This window comes from Vreelandella venusta (assembly GCF_044809155.1).
Taxonomy (GTDB): domain Bacteria; phylum Pseudomonadota; class Gammaproteobacteria; order Pseudomonadales; family Halomonadaceae; genus Vreelandella; species Vreelandella venusta_B.
On the sequence record NZ_CP085241.1, the window covers coordinates 131,754 to 145,823 of the forward strand.

General features: G+C 56.7%; 11 protein-coding genes. 10 read left to right on the forward strand and 1 reads right to left on the reverse strand.

The window, feature by feature from the left end:
* Window positions 1–44: 44 nt before the first annotated feature.
* The 8 genes from flhF to LG301_RS00660 all read left to right on the forward strand — a co-directional run bounded on the left by flhF (window position 45) and on the right by LG301_RS00660 (window position 10,303).
* Window positions 45–2,216, forward strand: coding sequence for a flagellar biosynthesis protein FlhF (gene flhF, locus LG301_RS00625; protein WP_404472540.1), 2,172 nt, complete (start codon window positions 45–47; stop codon window positions 2,214–2,216).
* Window positions 2,213–2,779: a hypothetical protein gene (locus LG301_RS00630; RefSeq protein WP_404472542.1), complete on the forward strand. Its 567-nt coding sequence runs from the start codon at window positions 2,213–2,215 to the stop codon at window positions 2,777–2,779. Before flhF ends, LG301_RS00630 begins: the two co-directional genes overlap by 4 nt.
* Before the next feature lie 79 nt (window positions 2,780–2,858).
* Window positions 2,859–3,296, forward strand: a complete 438-nt coding sequence (locus LG301_RS00635; protein ID WP_404472544.1) for a flagellar protein FlhE — start codon at window positions 2,859–2,861, stop codon at window positions 3,294–3,296.
* A 27-nt stretch (window positions 3,297–3,323) separates the two neighbouring features.
* On the forward strand, window positions 3,324–4,025 hold the full coding sequence (locus tag LG301_RS00640; protein ID WP_404472546.1) for an RNA polymerase sigma factor FliA: 702 nt from the start codon (window positions 3,324–3,326) through the stop codon (window positions 4,023–4,025).
* 39 nt (window positions 4,026–4,064) lie between these two features.
* On the forward strand, window positions 4,065–4,880 hold the full coding sequence (locus LG301_RS00645) for a motility protein A (protein WP_404472548.1): 816 nt from the start codon (window positions 4,065–4,067) through the stop codon (window positions 4,878–4,880).
* 4 nt (window positions 4,881–4,884) lie between these two features.
* Entirely contained in the window at window positions 4,885–5,559 is a 675-nt protein-coding gene (locus tag LG301_RS00650; RefSeq protein ID WP_404472550.1) for a flagellar motor protein MotB, read from the forward strand.
* Between the two features lie 20 nt (window positions 5,560–5,579).
* The gene (locus LG301_RS00655; protein WP_404472552.1) at window positions 5,580–7,583 is read left to right on the forward strand and encodes a diguanylate cyclase; all 2,004 of its coding nucleotides are present in this window, start codon (window positions 5,580–5,582) and stop codon (window positions 7,581–7,583) included.
* Entirely contained in the window at window positions 7,580–10,303 is a 2,724-nt protein-coding gene (locus LG301_RS00660; RefSeq protein ID WP_404472554.1) for an EAL domain-containing protein, read from the forward strand. Before LG301_RS00655 ends, LG301_RS00660 begins: the two co-directional genes overlap by 4 nt.
* A 3-nt stretch (window positions 10,304–10,306) precedes the next feature.
* On the opposite strand, the gene LG301_RS00665 is transcribed toward LG301_RS00660, so the two are convergent.
* Window positions 10,307–10,888, reverse strand: coding sequence for a hypothetical protein (locus tag LG301_RS00665; RefSeq protein ID WP_404472556.1), 582 nt, complete (start codon window positions 10,886–10,888; stop codon window positions 10,307–10,309).
* A gap of 205 nt (window positions 10,889–11,093) precedes the next feature.
* Between LG301_RS00665 and LG301_RS00670 the strand changes: the two genes are divergently transcribed.
* Window positions 11,094–13,205 carry an adenosylcobalamin-dependent ribonucleoside-diphosphate reductase gene (locus LG301_RS00670; protein WP_404472558.1) on the forward strand — a complete coding sequence of 704 codons (2,112 nt, stop codon included), beginning with the start codon at window positions 11,094–11,096 and terminating at the stop codon, window positions 13,203–13,205.
* 60 nt (window positions 13,206–13,265) lie between these two features.
* Entirely contained in the window at window positions 13,266–14,042 is a 777-nt protein-coding gene (locus LG301_RS00675; protein WP_404472560.1) for a ribonucleoside-diphosphate reductase, read from the forward strand.
* The last annotated feature ends 28 nt before the right edge of the window (window positions 14,043–14,070 follow it).

A 14,070-nucleotide genomic window follows, 5' to 3' on the forward strand; every position in this document is an offset into this window, starting at 1 on the left:
GATGAAACGGTGGCAGCCATCCAAGCAGAGGCAAAAGGTAAAGCATGAGTGTTAGACGTTTTGTCGGAGCAAATAGTCGTGATGTGATGCGTCAGGTGCGCGAGGCGCTGGGCGATGACGCCCTGATCCTTGCTAACCGGCGCACCGAGGGCGGCGTTGAGATTTTGGCCATGGCAGATGAGGCGGTCGACCATTTCGACCCATCCCCCACGCCAGAGCCAGAGCGCGCCGCTACGCCTGCGTTCTCATCGCCCACCGCTGACCCGCTGCAGGCCATGAGCGAGCGCTTGTTGCGCGAAATGCAGGATATGCGGGAATTGTTGACCCGCCAGCAGTCAACACCCAGCGCAACAGCCGCCGATACGCCTACGCGGCTGCGCCAGCTACTCGCGCGCGTTGGTTTCAGCGATGAGTTGAGCAGCGAAGTGCTGGCGGGGCTGCCGGACGCGCTGGTCAATGCTTCCGCGGAGAACGATCAGCCGCTTGAGTGGCTGCGCGAACAGCTGATGGCTCGCTTACCCGTACTGGCCCAGGAAAACAGCTTTTTCGACCAAACGGGCATTGTTGCATTAGTGGGGCCAACGGGCGTGGGTAAAACCACCACCACCGCCAAGCTTGCGGCACGTTTCGTGATGCGCCACGGCACGCGTCCGGTCGCGCTTGTCACCACCGATAGCTTCCGTATTGGCGCCCATGAGCAGCTGCGTATTTATGCACGGCTGCTGGATACGCCCATGTATGCCCTCGATGCTGAGCAGCCGATTGACGATCTGTTAGGCCGGTTGCAGGGTAAACAGTGGGTGATTATCGATACCGTCGGTATGAGCCAGCGTGACCAGCGAGTGATTGAACAGATTGCCCATTTACAGGGAGGGCAGTCATCGGTGCGGTTAGTACTGCTATTAAATGCCGCCAGCCAGCCCGAAACCCTGGAAGAAGTCGTACTACGCTACCGGCAAGCGGCCCGCGCGGCGGGCGCCGAGTTAGACGACTGTATTATCACCAAACAGGATGAAGCCGGACGTCTAGCCCCGGTGCTCGATATTATCATGCGCCATGGAATGCGCGTGCTGTTTGGCTCCCATGGCCAGCAGGTGCCCGAAGATATGGCGGTGGCGAATCCGGCAGCGCTTATCGATCAGGCGCTGGACAGCCAAGCAACATCAGCTCGCCAGCCTGCTGCCGCGTCGTTAAGTTTGCCCCGCTGGTCGCGGGATGTGCTTGGGCAGGGGCGCCGGCTGTCATCGGTACTGACAAGGCTTCGCCAACGGGTAGCGGATTTTGCGCGCTTAGAAGCCGTATGGGATATAGCGGCGTTGCCAAGCGCCGTTCAGGATGAGCGGCTTGATCGTTTGCTGGCTGATCCATCCACGGCAAATAACATCCTGGGGATGGCATGGTCACCTCGCCGCAATGAGCGGGGCTGTGACTGGTCAATGCCCGATATTGGGCTAGACGCCAACGGGGCTTGGGCGGCGCTACCTTACTTGCAGCATCGCCAACCAGCGGGTTGGCAGCCCCGTTTGGCTGCGCAAGGCGACGCGCTTGGCGTAGCGGTTCATCTGCTGCCAACGCTCCCCGACACCGAGGCGCTGGCATGGCTGGAAGCCCAACACCTGACCTGGGTCAGCCTAGTGCCTGCCGGGCAGCGGGTATACTCCCAGAGCGCGCGTTATGCTCAGCGCCAGCTCTTTATCGACAGCACGCTGACACACCATATCAGCGTGCGTTTCCGTGGCCAGCCTATGCAGCTATGGAGTGCTTACGCCGAGGTGACTGACGCTGCGGGCAATGCGTTACTCGCTTGGTACGGTGAAATACGTGACCCCGAAAGCGCTAAACGCGTTGCCCGCAGATATTGGGTGACCCCTGCGCGGTTGGGAGCAGAGGCGGTTTCCCTGTTGGCGACCCAGCTGCAAGGCGAAGGGGTCACTGCCTTGACCAAGCGCGCATGGCAGCAGCTGAAAGAAGCCGATAGCGGTGATGTCAGCACAGAAGTGCGCTTGCTAATGGCAAGCGGCGCTGCTGCCGTGGCAGCGCATTTAGACAGTGCTGATGATGACGCTGCCTTGGCGCTGCGCACCGATATCATGTTGCTGTTAGGTACTCAGCGGAAGCGGCGAGACACCGCTTTGCTTGATGGCTTAATTCATGCCTTTATGGCCCGCGATGCGATTCGCCAGCTAGGCAGTGTTAGCCGAGAGGGTTTGGTATGAGCGGCCAGGATCAGGCGGCAGGGCTGCGTAAATGGGCAGATTTACAGCGCCAGCAGCGCGGAGAAATGCCTGAAGATGCGCTGATGGACGAGGTATCCCCCGCCGCGCCCGTCTCCAAGGAAGCGGCTGCCGTTTACGCTGCATCCGCCATGCAGCCTACTGTAGAGGTGCCGCCCGCGGTGAAGCAGCCGCTAGTGGTGGTGGGGTTATCCTCCCATCACTACCAGGTGGATAAAGTTAAAAGTCGCCTCAGCCAATGGTCGGCGTTGGGGCGCCGCTGGGCCGGCAACCCTGATGAGTGGGACATACATTTAATTGATCCTGCCACCGCTAACCTTCCATTGCTATCGGCGCGTTATTCACGCTGGGCACTGTGGGTTAATAGCGATGCGGATGCGTTTATGTCCATGTACCGGATTTTGCGGCAAGTGCATGACAACAAAGGCCCAAAGCGCTTGTTGGCGCTGCATGAACCTCACTTGCCACGCCAGGGATTACTCGATAACTTGCGAGAAGCAGCCGCCGGTTATTTAGACACCGAGCTGCTGTTGCTTGCCCGATAAGGGAGCCACAGCGCTCATAAGTCAGCGGGTATTGGCAGCGCGTGCGAGCCATTGCCTATCAGCGTTACCGGGGGAACCCATGCAGCGACAATGCCAGCAGGGCAAAATAAAGTTAAAGATTGTCGCGCTGAGTATGCTGATAATGCTCAATGCCATTGCGCTCGCCAGCCACGTGCAGGCAGCGCCTGGCAGTTGGAGCAGTCACGTTCCCAGCGTCATGGTTGCCATGAGCGATAGGGTCAGCAGCAGCGGCCCCATCGTGGCACCAAACGCAGCGCAAGTGGGCAATGCCGTTATCGACAGGATTCAGTGGCGGTATGAGGCACCACCTGCGGCGTTGGTCAATGCTTGGCTATGCCACCCAGAACAGTGCGTTCCGCTTAACAGCATGCGAGGCACCACCCTGGCGCTGGCAGGCAAGCACGCCGATGCGCCGCTGTATTTTCGTTTTGCCTTAATGCCTGGCCAGCAGCCGGTGCGGATACAGGGGCTACAAGCAATCGTGAATTACCAGTAACAAGTGGTTCAGCCGCGAGGCACGAGGATGTATACAGCACAAGGCAGGATCAAACAGAGTGAGCTGTTAACGCAATACATGCCGCTGGTGAGACGTCAGGCCTTAACGCTGCAGGTGAGACTGCCCGCAAGTATCGAGCTAGATGATCTGATCCAGGCGGGGATGGTGGGGCTATTAGAAGCCCTGGGGCGTTTTGATGCGGCGCAGGGAGCGACCTTTGCGACCTTTGCCAGCCAGCGAATCCGTGGTGCGATGATGGATGAGCTACGCACGCGAGATTGGCTCCCCCGCAGCGTGCGGCGTTCAGCTAGGGCAATGGATGAAGCGGTACGTCGGCTAGAGCAACAGCTAGGCCGCGCGCCTGACGAGGGGGAAATTGCCCGTGACTTAGGGATGCCGCTTAGCGACTATCAGCAGCTGCTTAATGATACGAATAGTGGCCAGCTGCTGCCGTTTGAAGAGCTGGTTGTAGAGGGGGGGGAGCCTAGCAGCAGTGACGCTGGCAATAGGCTGTTTGACCAGCTGCTGGGTGCCCAGCAGCGGCAAGCCCTGATTGAGGCGATTGAGGCGCTGCCCGAGCGAGAAAAGCTCTTAATGGCGCTGTACTACCAAGAAGAGATGAACTTAAAAGAGGTGGGCGCTGTGCTGGGAGTGACGGAGTCGCGTGTTTCCCAGCTGCATAGTCAGGCTGTTAGCCGTTTACGCGCCCGCCTGCACGATGCCCATTAATCTCTCACTCACGTATTTGAACCCGGCGAGGAGCCGTTGATGAACCCATCTACGCTAATCGGTATATCTGCCAGCATCCTACTGCTTGTCAGCGTACTGTTTTTTACCGCAGAGTCCCCCGAAAGCTTCCTGAATTTGCCAGGGCTTGCGATTGTCATCACCGGCACGCTGGCGGCGACGTTTATCAGCTACCCACTGAAAGAAGTGCTCAGGGTCGTGCGCTTGGTCGGCCTCGTGTTTCGTCGTGAAAACACCTACGTGCGAGACGACATTAATGAACTGGTATCAATGTCTCGGCTATGGTTTAAAGGCGACGTGCGGGCGGTGGAAAAAGAGCTAGAACACACCCGAAATCCGTTTCTACGCACGGGTATTCAGCTGGTGATTGCGAATACCAAAGAGGATGAGATTTTCGACATGCTGCGCTGGCGCATTGCACGCTTAAAAGCGCGCGAGCATGCAGAGGCACAAATTTTCCGCACGATGGCCACCTACGCGCCTGCCTTTGGCATGATTGGTACCTTGGTGGGGTTGGTCAATATGCTTGAAGTCATGGATGCAGGCGACCTAGAAGTCATTGGTCCGCGTATGGCCGTTGCCTTGCTCACCACGTTTTATGGCATTTTGCTGGCCAACTTAGTGTTTAAGCCGGTTGCAGTGAAGCTTGAGCGGCGTACCGAAGAGCGTCTTATCACCATGAACATGGTGCTCGAAGGCATATCGCTGATTACCAAGCGTCGCCTGCCTTCGTTTATTGAAGAAACACTCAACTCATTTGTTGCTAACTACCATGATGAAATCCGCGACGCTAACGTGAAGCCTCGCGAAACGCCTAGCCCAGCGACAAAAGGGTAGCGCTATGCTGAATAGTGAAGCCCGTCATGCGCTGGAAATGCCCATGGCTGCAGGGGAGGGTGATGAGAGCTGGTTAACGAGCTATCTGGATGTTTTGACGCTGTTGATCACCCTGTTTGTGCTACTGCTGGCGCTAACGCCACCAGGTGGAGGAGAGGCATCGGATAGCGACAACATGCGCTTGGCCAGCGCGGTGACATCGCTGCCCCTGGCGACCCTGGCCACGGGTATCAAGCCTCGTCATCAAGGGTTGCGGCCACAAATGGCGGGGCTAAACATTCCCGGTGTCAGTGTTTCCCAGGGGCGGGAAGGCGTCACCTTGCGTATCGATGATAGCCTTCTGTTTCCCAGCGGCGATGCTGTGCTAACGTCCCAAGGGCAGGATGTGCTAGAAAGCCTGACAGCCACGCTTGAGTCCTTTGAAGGCCAAATTTCAGTAGAAGGACATACTGATAATATACCTATTGCTACTTCACGATTCCCGTCGAATTGGGAGCTTTCTGTGGGGCGCGCGATTGCAGTTTTGCGCCACCTTGAACGCCAGGGAATCGCTGTTTCACGAATGCGGGCGGTCGGATATGCCGATACCCAACCCATGGAAAGCAACGCGACGCTAGAAGGTAGAGCAGCCAATCGTCGCGTTGAGCTGTTGCTAAAACAGCAGCTTGAGGGTGAATAGATTTTTTCGAGGCTATTTTTGTGTCGAAGTATCACCCTTTACTTCAGTCGTTTGGCGCACTGCTGGTGCTGGATGCGGACAGTTGGCGCATTCAGGCTGTCAGCAGCAACCTTGCGGCACTCGTTGGCACGGCCGTTACCAACGGCCGTGTTCAGACGCTGTCGGGGGTGCTGGGTAAGCGCTTAAGCCAACGGCTACGCCGAGAGCTAAAAGGCCAGCAACGCCTTGCTGGGCCACTAACCTTTACGCGTCCGGCTAGCGCAACGCGTTTTCAGCTTTATGCCTATCGTTCGGACGCCTTTGTCGTGGTGGAAGTGGAACCACTCACGCCGATCGCTAAACGGCGCCTCTTAGGCACTGTGAACGACCGCCTACTGAAGCTGACAGAAGCAAACCATCAAGAAGAGCTGCTCGACTACCTGGTGCGGACTGTTCAAGAGCTGACCGGTCACGATCGCGTATCGATCTGCCATTTTGACAGCGACTGGCACGGCCTTATCGTCGCAGAGGCATGCGATGGCAGCTTACCGCCGCTGCTTGGCCAACGTTTTCCCGCCAGTGATTTCCCTCTTTCTCTACGTCTTGCCTATGAGCGCCATCCGGTGCGCCTCATTGAAGATGTCGCGGCGCCAGGGGAGCATTTAGTTCCTAGCGACTGTTCTGTCGTTCTTAACGACAGTTTTTTGCGTGCGCCTGCTCCAGAGCGTCAACGCTATCTTCGACGCCTTGGCGTGCGCGGAGCATTAAGCGTTGCTATGCAGAGCGATACGGGTCTGTGGGGTCTGCTGTTTTGTCATTCGGCGACGCCTCATCCAGTGCCCCCTCCCGTGCGTGATGCGGTGCGCATGCTGGTGCAAATGGCGACTCAGCGCCTACTGCTGCTGCGGGCGCGTCAAGAAGCGCGCTATCTGCAGCGCGTGCAGGACAGCCTGGCACTTTCAACAAAGGCTCGCGTCGAGCCGCAAAGCCCACAGCAGCTGTTAGCTGACCAGGCGGATACCTGGATGGCACTGTTTCGCTCCCACGGTGTGGCGCTATGGGCGAAGGGCAGCGTTTTTCAGGCCGGCAATACGCCGGCTCCAGAGACCATTAGCCAGCTGGTGAAGCGTTTGGATAAAGCCCATGCCCACAGCGGGCCATGGTGCACCCGGCATATATCGAAAGAGCCGCTCACCGCGTCGTTGTGCATGCCCCAGCAGTGTGGTGTGCTCGCGGTTCCTCTGCCTGTTAATCCTGCTCAACGAGGTTGGCTGCTGTTTTTTCGTCCAGAACAGATAGAAAGCCTCTACTGGGCGATGCAGCCTAAAACGTTTCTGCAGGAGGCGGCGTTGGCCACCCCTTCAGCGGCATGGCATGAAGAGGTGGTGGATAAAAGCGAATCGTGGCAGCGGGTTGAGCGCCTAGCGGCGGTGGACTTGGGTGAGGACCTAACGCTGGCAATTTCGGCTTACGAAATCAGTACGCTTAACATGTACCTGGAGTGCGAACGCATAGCGCTGGCCGAAGCTAATCAGCGCTTAGAGCAGCTGGCGCATTTTGATCCGCTGACCCAAGTATGGAACCGCTACCGTATTGAGCAAGCCATCGATGCTGAACTGGTGGCGGCTAAACGTTACGGCGCGGTTTTTGCGGTGTTGCTCTTCGACGTCGATCACTTTAAGCAGATCAATGATAACCATGGCCATAGCTTAGGCGATGACGTGCTGGTATCGCTTGCCCGCTTAGTGGAAGGGTCATTACGCGGCTGTGATCATCTTGGCCGCTGGGGCGGCGAAGAGTTTATCGTGCTCGCGACGCACTCCGATATCGACGCGGCTGTTGGGTTGGCCGAGCGGCTACGCCACCTCGTAACAACGCTAGAGGTTGACGGGTTAACGCAGCCGGTGACGGTTAGTGTGGGCGTGGCGGCGTGGCACCCCGGGGACAGCTGTAAAACCATCGTGGCCCAAGCCGATAAGGCGATGTATCAGGCAAAACGCACCGGGCGTAATCGCGTTGAAGTTGCGATTAAGGAGCCATTTTGAGGCATTGGAATGATAAGTGGCGGCACCTCTCACCGCGTTGGGTAGGGTTTTTGGGAGGCTTATTACTGTTAAGTATCATTTCGCTGGTGGCATGGGAGATGCGTACCTACTACCTCGATCAGCGAGCTTCTGCGCAGTCGCGCACCGGCGCGAGTGCCGATGTGGTGGCGGAATGGCTAGGCAGCGCCCTTGATACCTCGCGCCATGCCCTTGAAAGTGTCGAAGCGCTTTATCGGCTCGCCCATGAGGAGCGCATGGACACCGCCGCGCTGACTCGCTATTTGATGCAGCAACGCGACCAAGTCGCCCTGTGGGACGAAGTGGGGCTGGTGGATCTGCGTGGTAACGTTTTAGCCTCAACGCTTCCGCGTCAGAACACACAGTTTGAGGTGGGGGTACCCGATATTTTGGCTGCGTTAGCTGAGCATGGCGACCGCCGCGATGCCGTCACTCGGCTTTATCAGTCAGAGCAAGCGGGAGGGCTACGCTTGCTGCACGTATTACGTGTAGAAAGCAGCGTTGGTGAGCCGGAGGCCTATATCGTTGCACGCCTAGATCCCGCTTATTTTGTGCAGCTGATGGGGCGTTTAACACTAAACAAAGGCGCTAGCCTAGCGCTGTTAGAGACAACGCCCCGCGTTATTATGCAGCGCTCCCAGAGAGGTGAGGAAGTGCCTGCCACGCTGGGCCGCGAGGTCAGCACGCCTGAGTTAACGCATTTTTTAGCCAGTGGTGACATAGAGGCCACCTGGGAACGCGTCTCACCGTTAGACAACACGCAGCGACTGTTTAGCGTGCGTCGCTTGAGTGATGCTCCCTGGTTAGTGATTAGTGGAGAAGACACAACCTTTTACTTATCCGACTGGTGGCGTCGCTTTTGGATTATCTTAGTGATTGTGGGGCTGTTAGTGGCATTAGGAGCAACGGCTTTTCATCACTACCGGCGCCTTTATGCCGCAGAGCAAGGCTTGCGTGAACACCGTTTTCAACTGACCCAGGAAGTGGCGGCACGAAAGAAAGCGCAGCAAGCCACCGAGCTTGAGGCTGCTCAGCTCAAAATCGCGGCCATGGCGTTTGAAACCCATCTAGGCATGTTTATTGCGGATGCGGATAACCGCATTGTGCAGGTGAATCACACGTTTAGTCAGATTACCGGTTACGCTGAGCAAGAGGTAGTAGGGCATACGCCCAGCATGTTGAATTCCGGCCGCCATGATGCGGCGTTTTATCGTCAGATGTGGCTATCTCTTAATCAGCAGGATAGCTGGCAAGGCGAAGTGTGGAATCGGCGTAAGAATGGCGAAATTTATCCCCAGTGGCTGACCATCAGCGTGGTGCGTAACGATGACGGAGCGATCACCCACTATGTCGCCACGTTAAGCGATATTACCCAGCGCAAAGCGGCGGAGCAGGAAATTCATCAGCTAGCGTTTTTTGATGCACTCACCGGGCTGCCCAACCGACGCCTCTTAATTGATCGCATTGAGGCCCGCCAGCGGGAGATACGGCAAGAGAGTCACTACAGTGCGGTGATGTTTATTGACCTGGACAACTTCAAAACCATTAACGACAGTCTTGGTCACTACCTCGGCGATGCGTTACTGGTATCGGTAGCTAAGCGGCTAGCGGGGATCGTGCGTGATAGCGATACCGCTGCTCGTCTAGGCGGTGACGAGTTTGTGGTGATGCTGCACGAGTTGGGATGTGATATGGCGACAGCGGCACAGCATGCAGAAGGTGTGGCGTATAAGCTACTGGCGGCACTCAGGGAGCCGCTGGTCATTGATGACCACCCGCTACAAATTTCAGGCAGTATCGGCGTGACGCTATTTGCTGGGCAGGAGGTGGGCGTAAGTGAAATCTTACAGCAGGCAGATTTGGCGATGTACCAAGCCAAAGCTTCTGGTCGTAATGCCCTATGCTTTTTTGACCCCTCTATGCAGACCGCCATTATGGAGCGTGCACAGTTAGAGTCTGACCTGCGCCATGTGGTTGAGCGGCAGCAGCTATCGCTTTATTACCAAACGCAAGTGAACGAGCATGGTCAGGTGGTGGGCGTTGAGGCGCTAGTGCGCTGGTGCCATCCCGAGCGTGGTATCGTCTCGCCGGGTGTTTTTATTCCACTAGCCGAAGAAACACACCTTATTGGCATGATTGGCGAGTGGGTGCTGGAAACCGCGTGTTGGCAGCTAGTAGCGTGGTCGCGGCAGCCGCACACCTCCGCACTCATTGCTGCGGTCAACGTTAGCCCTAACCAATTTCGTCAGGAGGGCTTTGTTGAGCAAGTCAAAGCCGTGTTGGCGCGCACGGGGGCGCAGCCGCAGCGGCTAAAGTTAGAGGTGACCGAATCGCTTTTAATGGAGGACATCGCTGAAGTGCGCTGCCGGATGGAGGCGTTGCGGCAGTTAGGGATTCGTTTCTCGCTGGATGATTTTGGTACCGGCTACTCGTCCCTGGCCTACCTCAAACAGCTCCCTCTGGATCAGCTTAAAATTGATCAGTCCTTTGTTCGAGACGTGCTGGAAGACCCGGCTGATGCCGCGATTGTGCGGACGGTGATTGCGTTGGCCCATAGCCTAGAGCTAGAGGTCATTGCCGAAGGGGTCGAGACGCAGGCGCACCGCGACTGGCTCAATGCGCAAGGGTGTCTTGCCTATCAGGGCTACTTCTTCTCACGGCCTCAACCTATTGAATATTTACAGCTACCAAACGCCGTGTAGGCATTAACGGCGTGTCTCGGTAGCTAAGGGCTGCTCGCACAGTGACTGCATGCGCGCAATCGCATCATCGGCGCCTGCAAGGCTAAACGTCATGTACCACGGCTCGCTAGCTTCTTGTTCAAAGCCGATAAATAGCTGTTCGCCCCGGCGCATATCGTCTATCAGGGGCGGCATGTCGCTGAGATAGAAGTGCGCGTAAAAGCCATCGTCACCGCGCTCGGTAATAAACTCGGCCATCGTCTCTACGATGGGTTGGTCATCAATGCGTAGCCGCGCCGGAACGAGATTCACCGCTTTGCTTTCGCCCTGCTGCTGCTCAAGGGTCACGCGCATCTCCAGCCAAGGCAGATCGCAGACGCCCTTTGTCGCGTTAAGGCTAAAGGTGGCATCCGAGTAGCTGTGGGTTTCCACTGCGCGAACATGTCGTTCGTCACCGAGCGCAAGCACCATCGACTGCCAATGTCCGTGGGCTTCGGGCTGCTCAATGTTAAAGGTGGCTGCCGTTGCCAAGGGGGCGGCAAGCCAAAAAGCGCTGCTCGCCATACCGCGAATGACAAGCGTTGGTAGAGATCTGAGGGTTTGCATGGAGCGTTTCACATAAGCAAAACCTTAGCCTATAGCGTGTTCACAGAGAACAAAAGCTAACGCGCTGATTTTCCTATATATGGTAGATGGGTTTAAATAAAGTGGCGTATATAGTGTGAAGTCAAGTCTATACTTCATTGCGATGCCACGTATAATCGCCCCATTTGAGAGCTGCACTCACCCCGCTGTGAAGGAGTTTTGCGATATGAGCACCGCTGCCAAGGCTATGAAGACTTCCAATGATGTTCCGATGCAGGCACCTTCGCGGGAGATCTGGGATGCCAAGTATCGCCTTAAAGATCGTCATAGCTGCCCTGTTGACCAGGACGTAGCGGCGACCTTCGAGCGGGTTGCACGGGCGCTTGCTGCCGTCGAGGGTGACAAAGCGCAAGAGTGGCTGCCCAAGTTTCGCTGGGCGCTGGAAAATGGCGCTATTCCCGCTGGGCGGATTTTGTCTAACGCAGGTGCCGAAGCCTATAAGCCTGCGGTAAGTTTAATTAACTGCACCGTATCGCGTACTATCCGCGACTCTATGCGCGATATCCTTGACTCCGTGGTGGATGCGGGCATGACGCTGAAGTCCGGCGCGGGCATTGGTTACGACTTCTCAACCCTGCGCCATAAAGGCGCCTTCGTATTTGGCGCTGGCGCCGGTACCAACGGCCCGCTGGCGTTTATGGATATCTACGACAAGATGTGTTTCACCGTCGCCTCTGCGGGTGGGCGCCGCGGTGCACAGATGGGCACCTTTGATGTCGGCCATCCAGATGTGCGTGAGTTTATCCAGGCCAAGCGCGAGGCGGGTCGCCTGCGTCAGTTCAACCTTAGCCTGTTGATCACTGATGAGTTTATGGAAGCGGTGAAAAACAACGCCGACTGGCCGCTGGCGTTTCCGCTCCACCCCGGTGAAAAAGAGGACGTTAAGGCCGAAGATCTTATTTACCGTGACTGGCCGGTTATCGAAGAGGGCTACACGGTAGATGCGCAAGGGCGTGTGGCCTGCCGTATTGTGGAAGTGATCAAAGCCCGCGAGCTGTGGGATACCATCATGTCCTCCACCTACGACTACGCCGAACCGGGCTTCATACTGATTGACCAAGTGAATCGTATGAACAACAACTGGTTCTGCGAAGATATCCGCGCCACAAACCCCTGTGGTGAACAGCCGCTGCCGCCGGAAGGCGCCTGTCTGCTAGGGTCGATCAACTTGACTCAGTTTGTGATCGAACCCTTTAGCGAGAAGCCGCGCTTCGACTGGGAGCGCTACCGTAAAGTAGTGGCGATCTTTACCCGCATGCTGGATAACGTGGTCGAGATTGCTGGCCTGCCACTTCCCCAGCAGCAGCGTGAAATTGAAGCGAAGCGTCGCCACGGCATGGGCTTTCTGGGGCTGGGCTCAACAATGACGATGCTCAAAATCCCCTATGGATCAAACGCGTCGCTAGCTTTCACGGAAGAGGTCAGCCGTCACCTTGCCCTGGAGGGATGGAAGCAGGCGTTAGAGCTTTCCAAAGAGAAAGGGATGGCGCCGGTGCTAGAGCAAGAGCACACCATCACGCCGAAGATGATGCGTGAGCGCCCGCAGCTGGCAAGCGATGGTTACGAAGTGGGCGACAAGGTGCCGGGGCGTATACTCCATGCCCGCTACAGCCAATATATGGCGAAACTCGCTGAGCTAGAGCCTGAGCTGGTGGCGGCACTGGCCGAACACGGCGCGCGCTTTACCCACCACAGCTCGATTGCGCCGACGGGGACCATTTCACTCTCCATGGGCAACAATGCGTCTAACGGTATTGAACCCTCGTTCTCACACCGCTACTTCCGCAATATTATTCAGTCGGGCAAGAAGACTAAAGAGCAGGTCGAAGTGGTGTCGTTTGAGCTGGCGGCGTACCGTCACTTTATCGCTGCGGATGCGGTAGAGAGTGATCTACCCGACTACTTTATTACCGCTGATTCCGTGTCACCCGAGCAGCACGTAGCTGTGCAGGCGGCCGCTCAGCAGTGGATTGACTCGGCTATTTCAAAAACGGTGAATGTTCCCACTGAGTTTCCGTTTGAGAAATTCCAGAACCTTTACCTGCAAGCCTACGAAAGCCGTTTAAAAGGCTGCACCACCTTCCGCTTTAACCCGGAAGCTTTCCAGGGCGTTCTCGTCCGCGAAGATGATCTTAAAAACACCACCTATGTCTTTGAGCTGGAAAATGGCGAAACCCTTGAGTTAACCGGCGATGAAACGGTGATTTACGACGGCGAAGAGCATAATGCCGCCAACTTGTTTGATGGCTTAAAAGAGGGCACCTACGGCAAATGGTAAGTGCGGGCAGCAACTTACTAATAACACCCTACGCCTACCGTTGCTTACGTGGAGAACACTATGGCTGTTGAAATTACGTCAAAAATCGTTGGTTATCGCATTAAGCAGCAGGAGCAGGCGGCACCTACTCCTGAGCTACTCGAAGAAGACCCGCTGACGGTGCGTATTCCCTCGCGCCCGGAAGGGACGTTGGAAGCCGTATCAGAAAAAATTTCCTACGTGGGGGCCGAAGGGCGCAAAAAAGTCTATTTACTGGTCTCCTTTATGCCCGTAGAGGGTGTGGTGGGTGGGCGCCAGGTGGTGATTGAGCGTCCTGTTGAGTTTTTCTTCCCTTCTGGCCAGCTTTCCAGCGAGCACCAGTGGATCACGGCGACCATGCGCAGCCTATCGCTGGCGGCCCGCGGTGGCTATGTGACCCAGGCTGTCGCCGACTTGCGCAAAGTGGCATGGGATAAAGGTTTAGTGCGCTGCGGGATGAACCGCTGGAATAAACCGATGTTCCACGATTCAGAAGTAGCCGCCATCGCATGGTCGATTCAGCAAATTCTCTACCGCCGTGGTTTTCTGGACCAGGATGGCAGCCAAGTGCCGGTGGAAACACTGGTAGAGCGCTATGCACACCGCATGCAGCATGGCCATGCCTGGCAGCCTGAAGAGACTACCCCTGTCGAACAGAGCGCGGTAGCGCCGATGGGCGGGTCAGATGCAGCGGCAAAAAAGCCTGAAGGCAGCGGCCCCGCCAGCGTAGGCAACTGCCCGGAGTGTCGCGGTGAGCTGATCATGATGGACGGCTGTCCCACCTGCTACGCAGGCTGCGGTTGGTCTAAGTGTGGTTAATAAAGGTGGGTAACAAAAAATAGGCAAC

Coding starts and splice junctions, on each gene's coding strand:
- flhF (WP_404472540.1), top strand. CDS start 45: ATGAGTGTTAGACGTTTTGTCGGAGCAAATAGTCGTGATGTGATGCGT.
- LG301_RS00630 (WP_404472542.1), top strand. CDS start 2,213: ATGAGCGGCCAGGATCAGGCGGCAGGGCTGCGTAAATGGGCAGATTTA.
- LG301_RS00635 (WP_404472544.1), top strand. CDS start 2,859: ATGCAGCGACAATGCCAGCAGGGCAAAATAAAGTTAAAGATTGTCGCG.
- LG301_RS00640 (WP_404472546.1), top strand. CDS start 3,324: ATGTATACAGCACAAGGCAGGATCAAACAGAGTGAGCTGTTAACGCAA.
- LG301_RS00645 (WP_404472548.1), top strand. CDS start 4,065: ATGAACCCATCTACGCTAATCGGTATATCTGCCAGCATCCTACTGCTT.
- LG301_RS00650 (WP_404472550.1), top strand. CDS start 4,885: ATGCTGAATAGTGAAGCCCGTCATGCGCTGGAAATGCCCATGGCTGCA.
- LG301_RS00665 (WP_404472556.1), bottom strand. CDS start 10,888: ATGCAAACCCTCAGATCTCTACCAACGCTTGTCATTCGCGGTATGGCG.
- LG301_RS00670 (WP_404472558.1), top strand. CDS start 11,094: ATGAGCACCGCTGCCAAGGCTATGAAGACTTCCAATGATGTTCCGATG.
- LG301_RS00675 (WP_404472560.1), top strand. CDS start 13,266: ATGGCTGTTGAAATTACGTCAAAAATCGTTGGTTATCGCATTAAGCAG.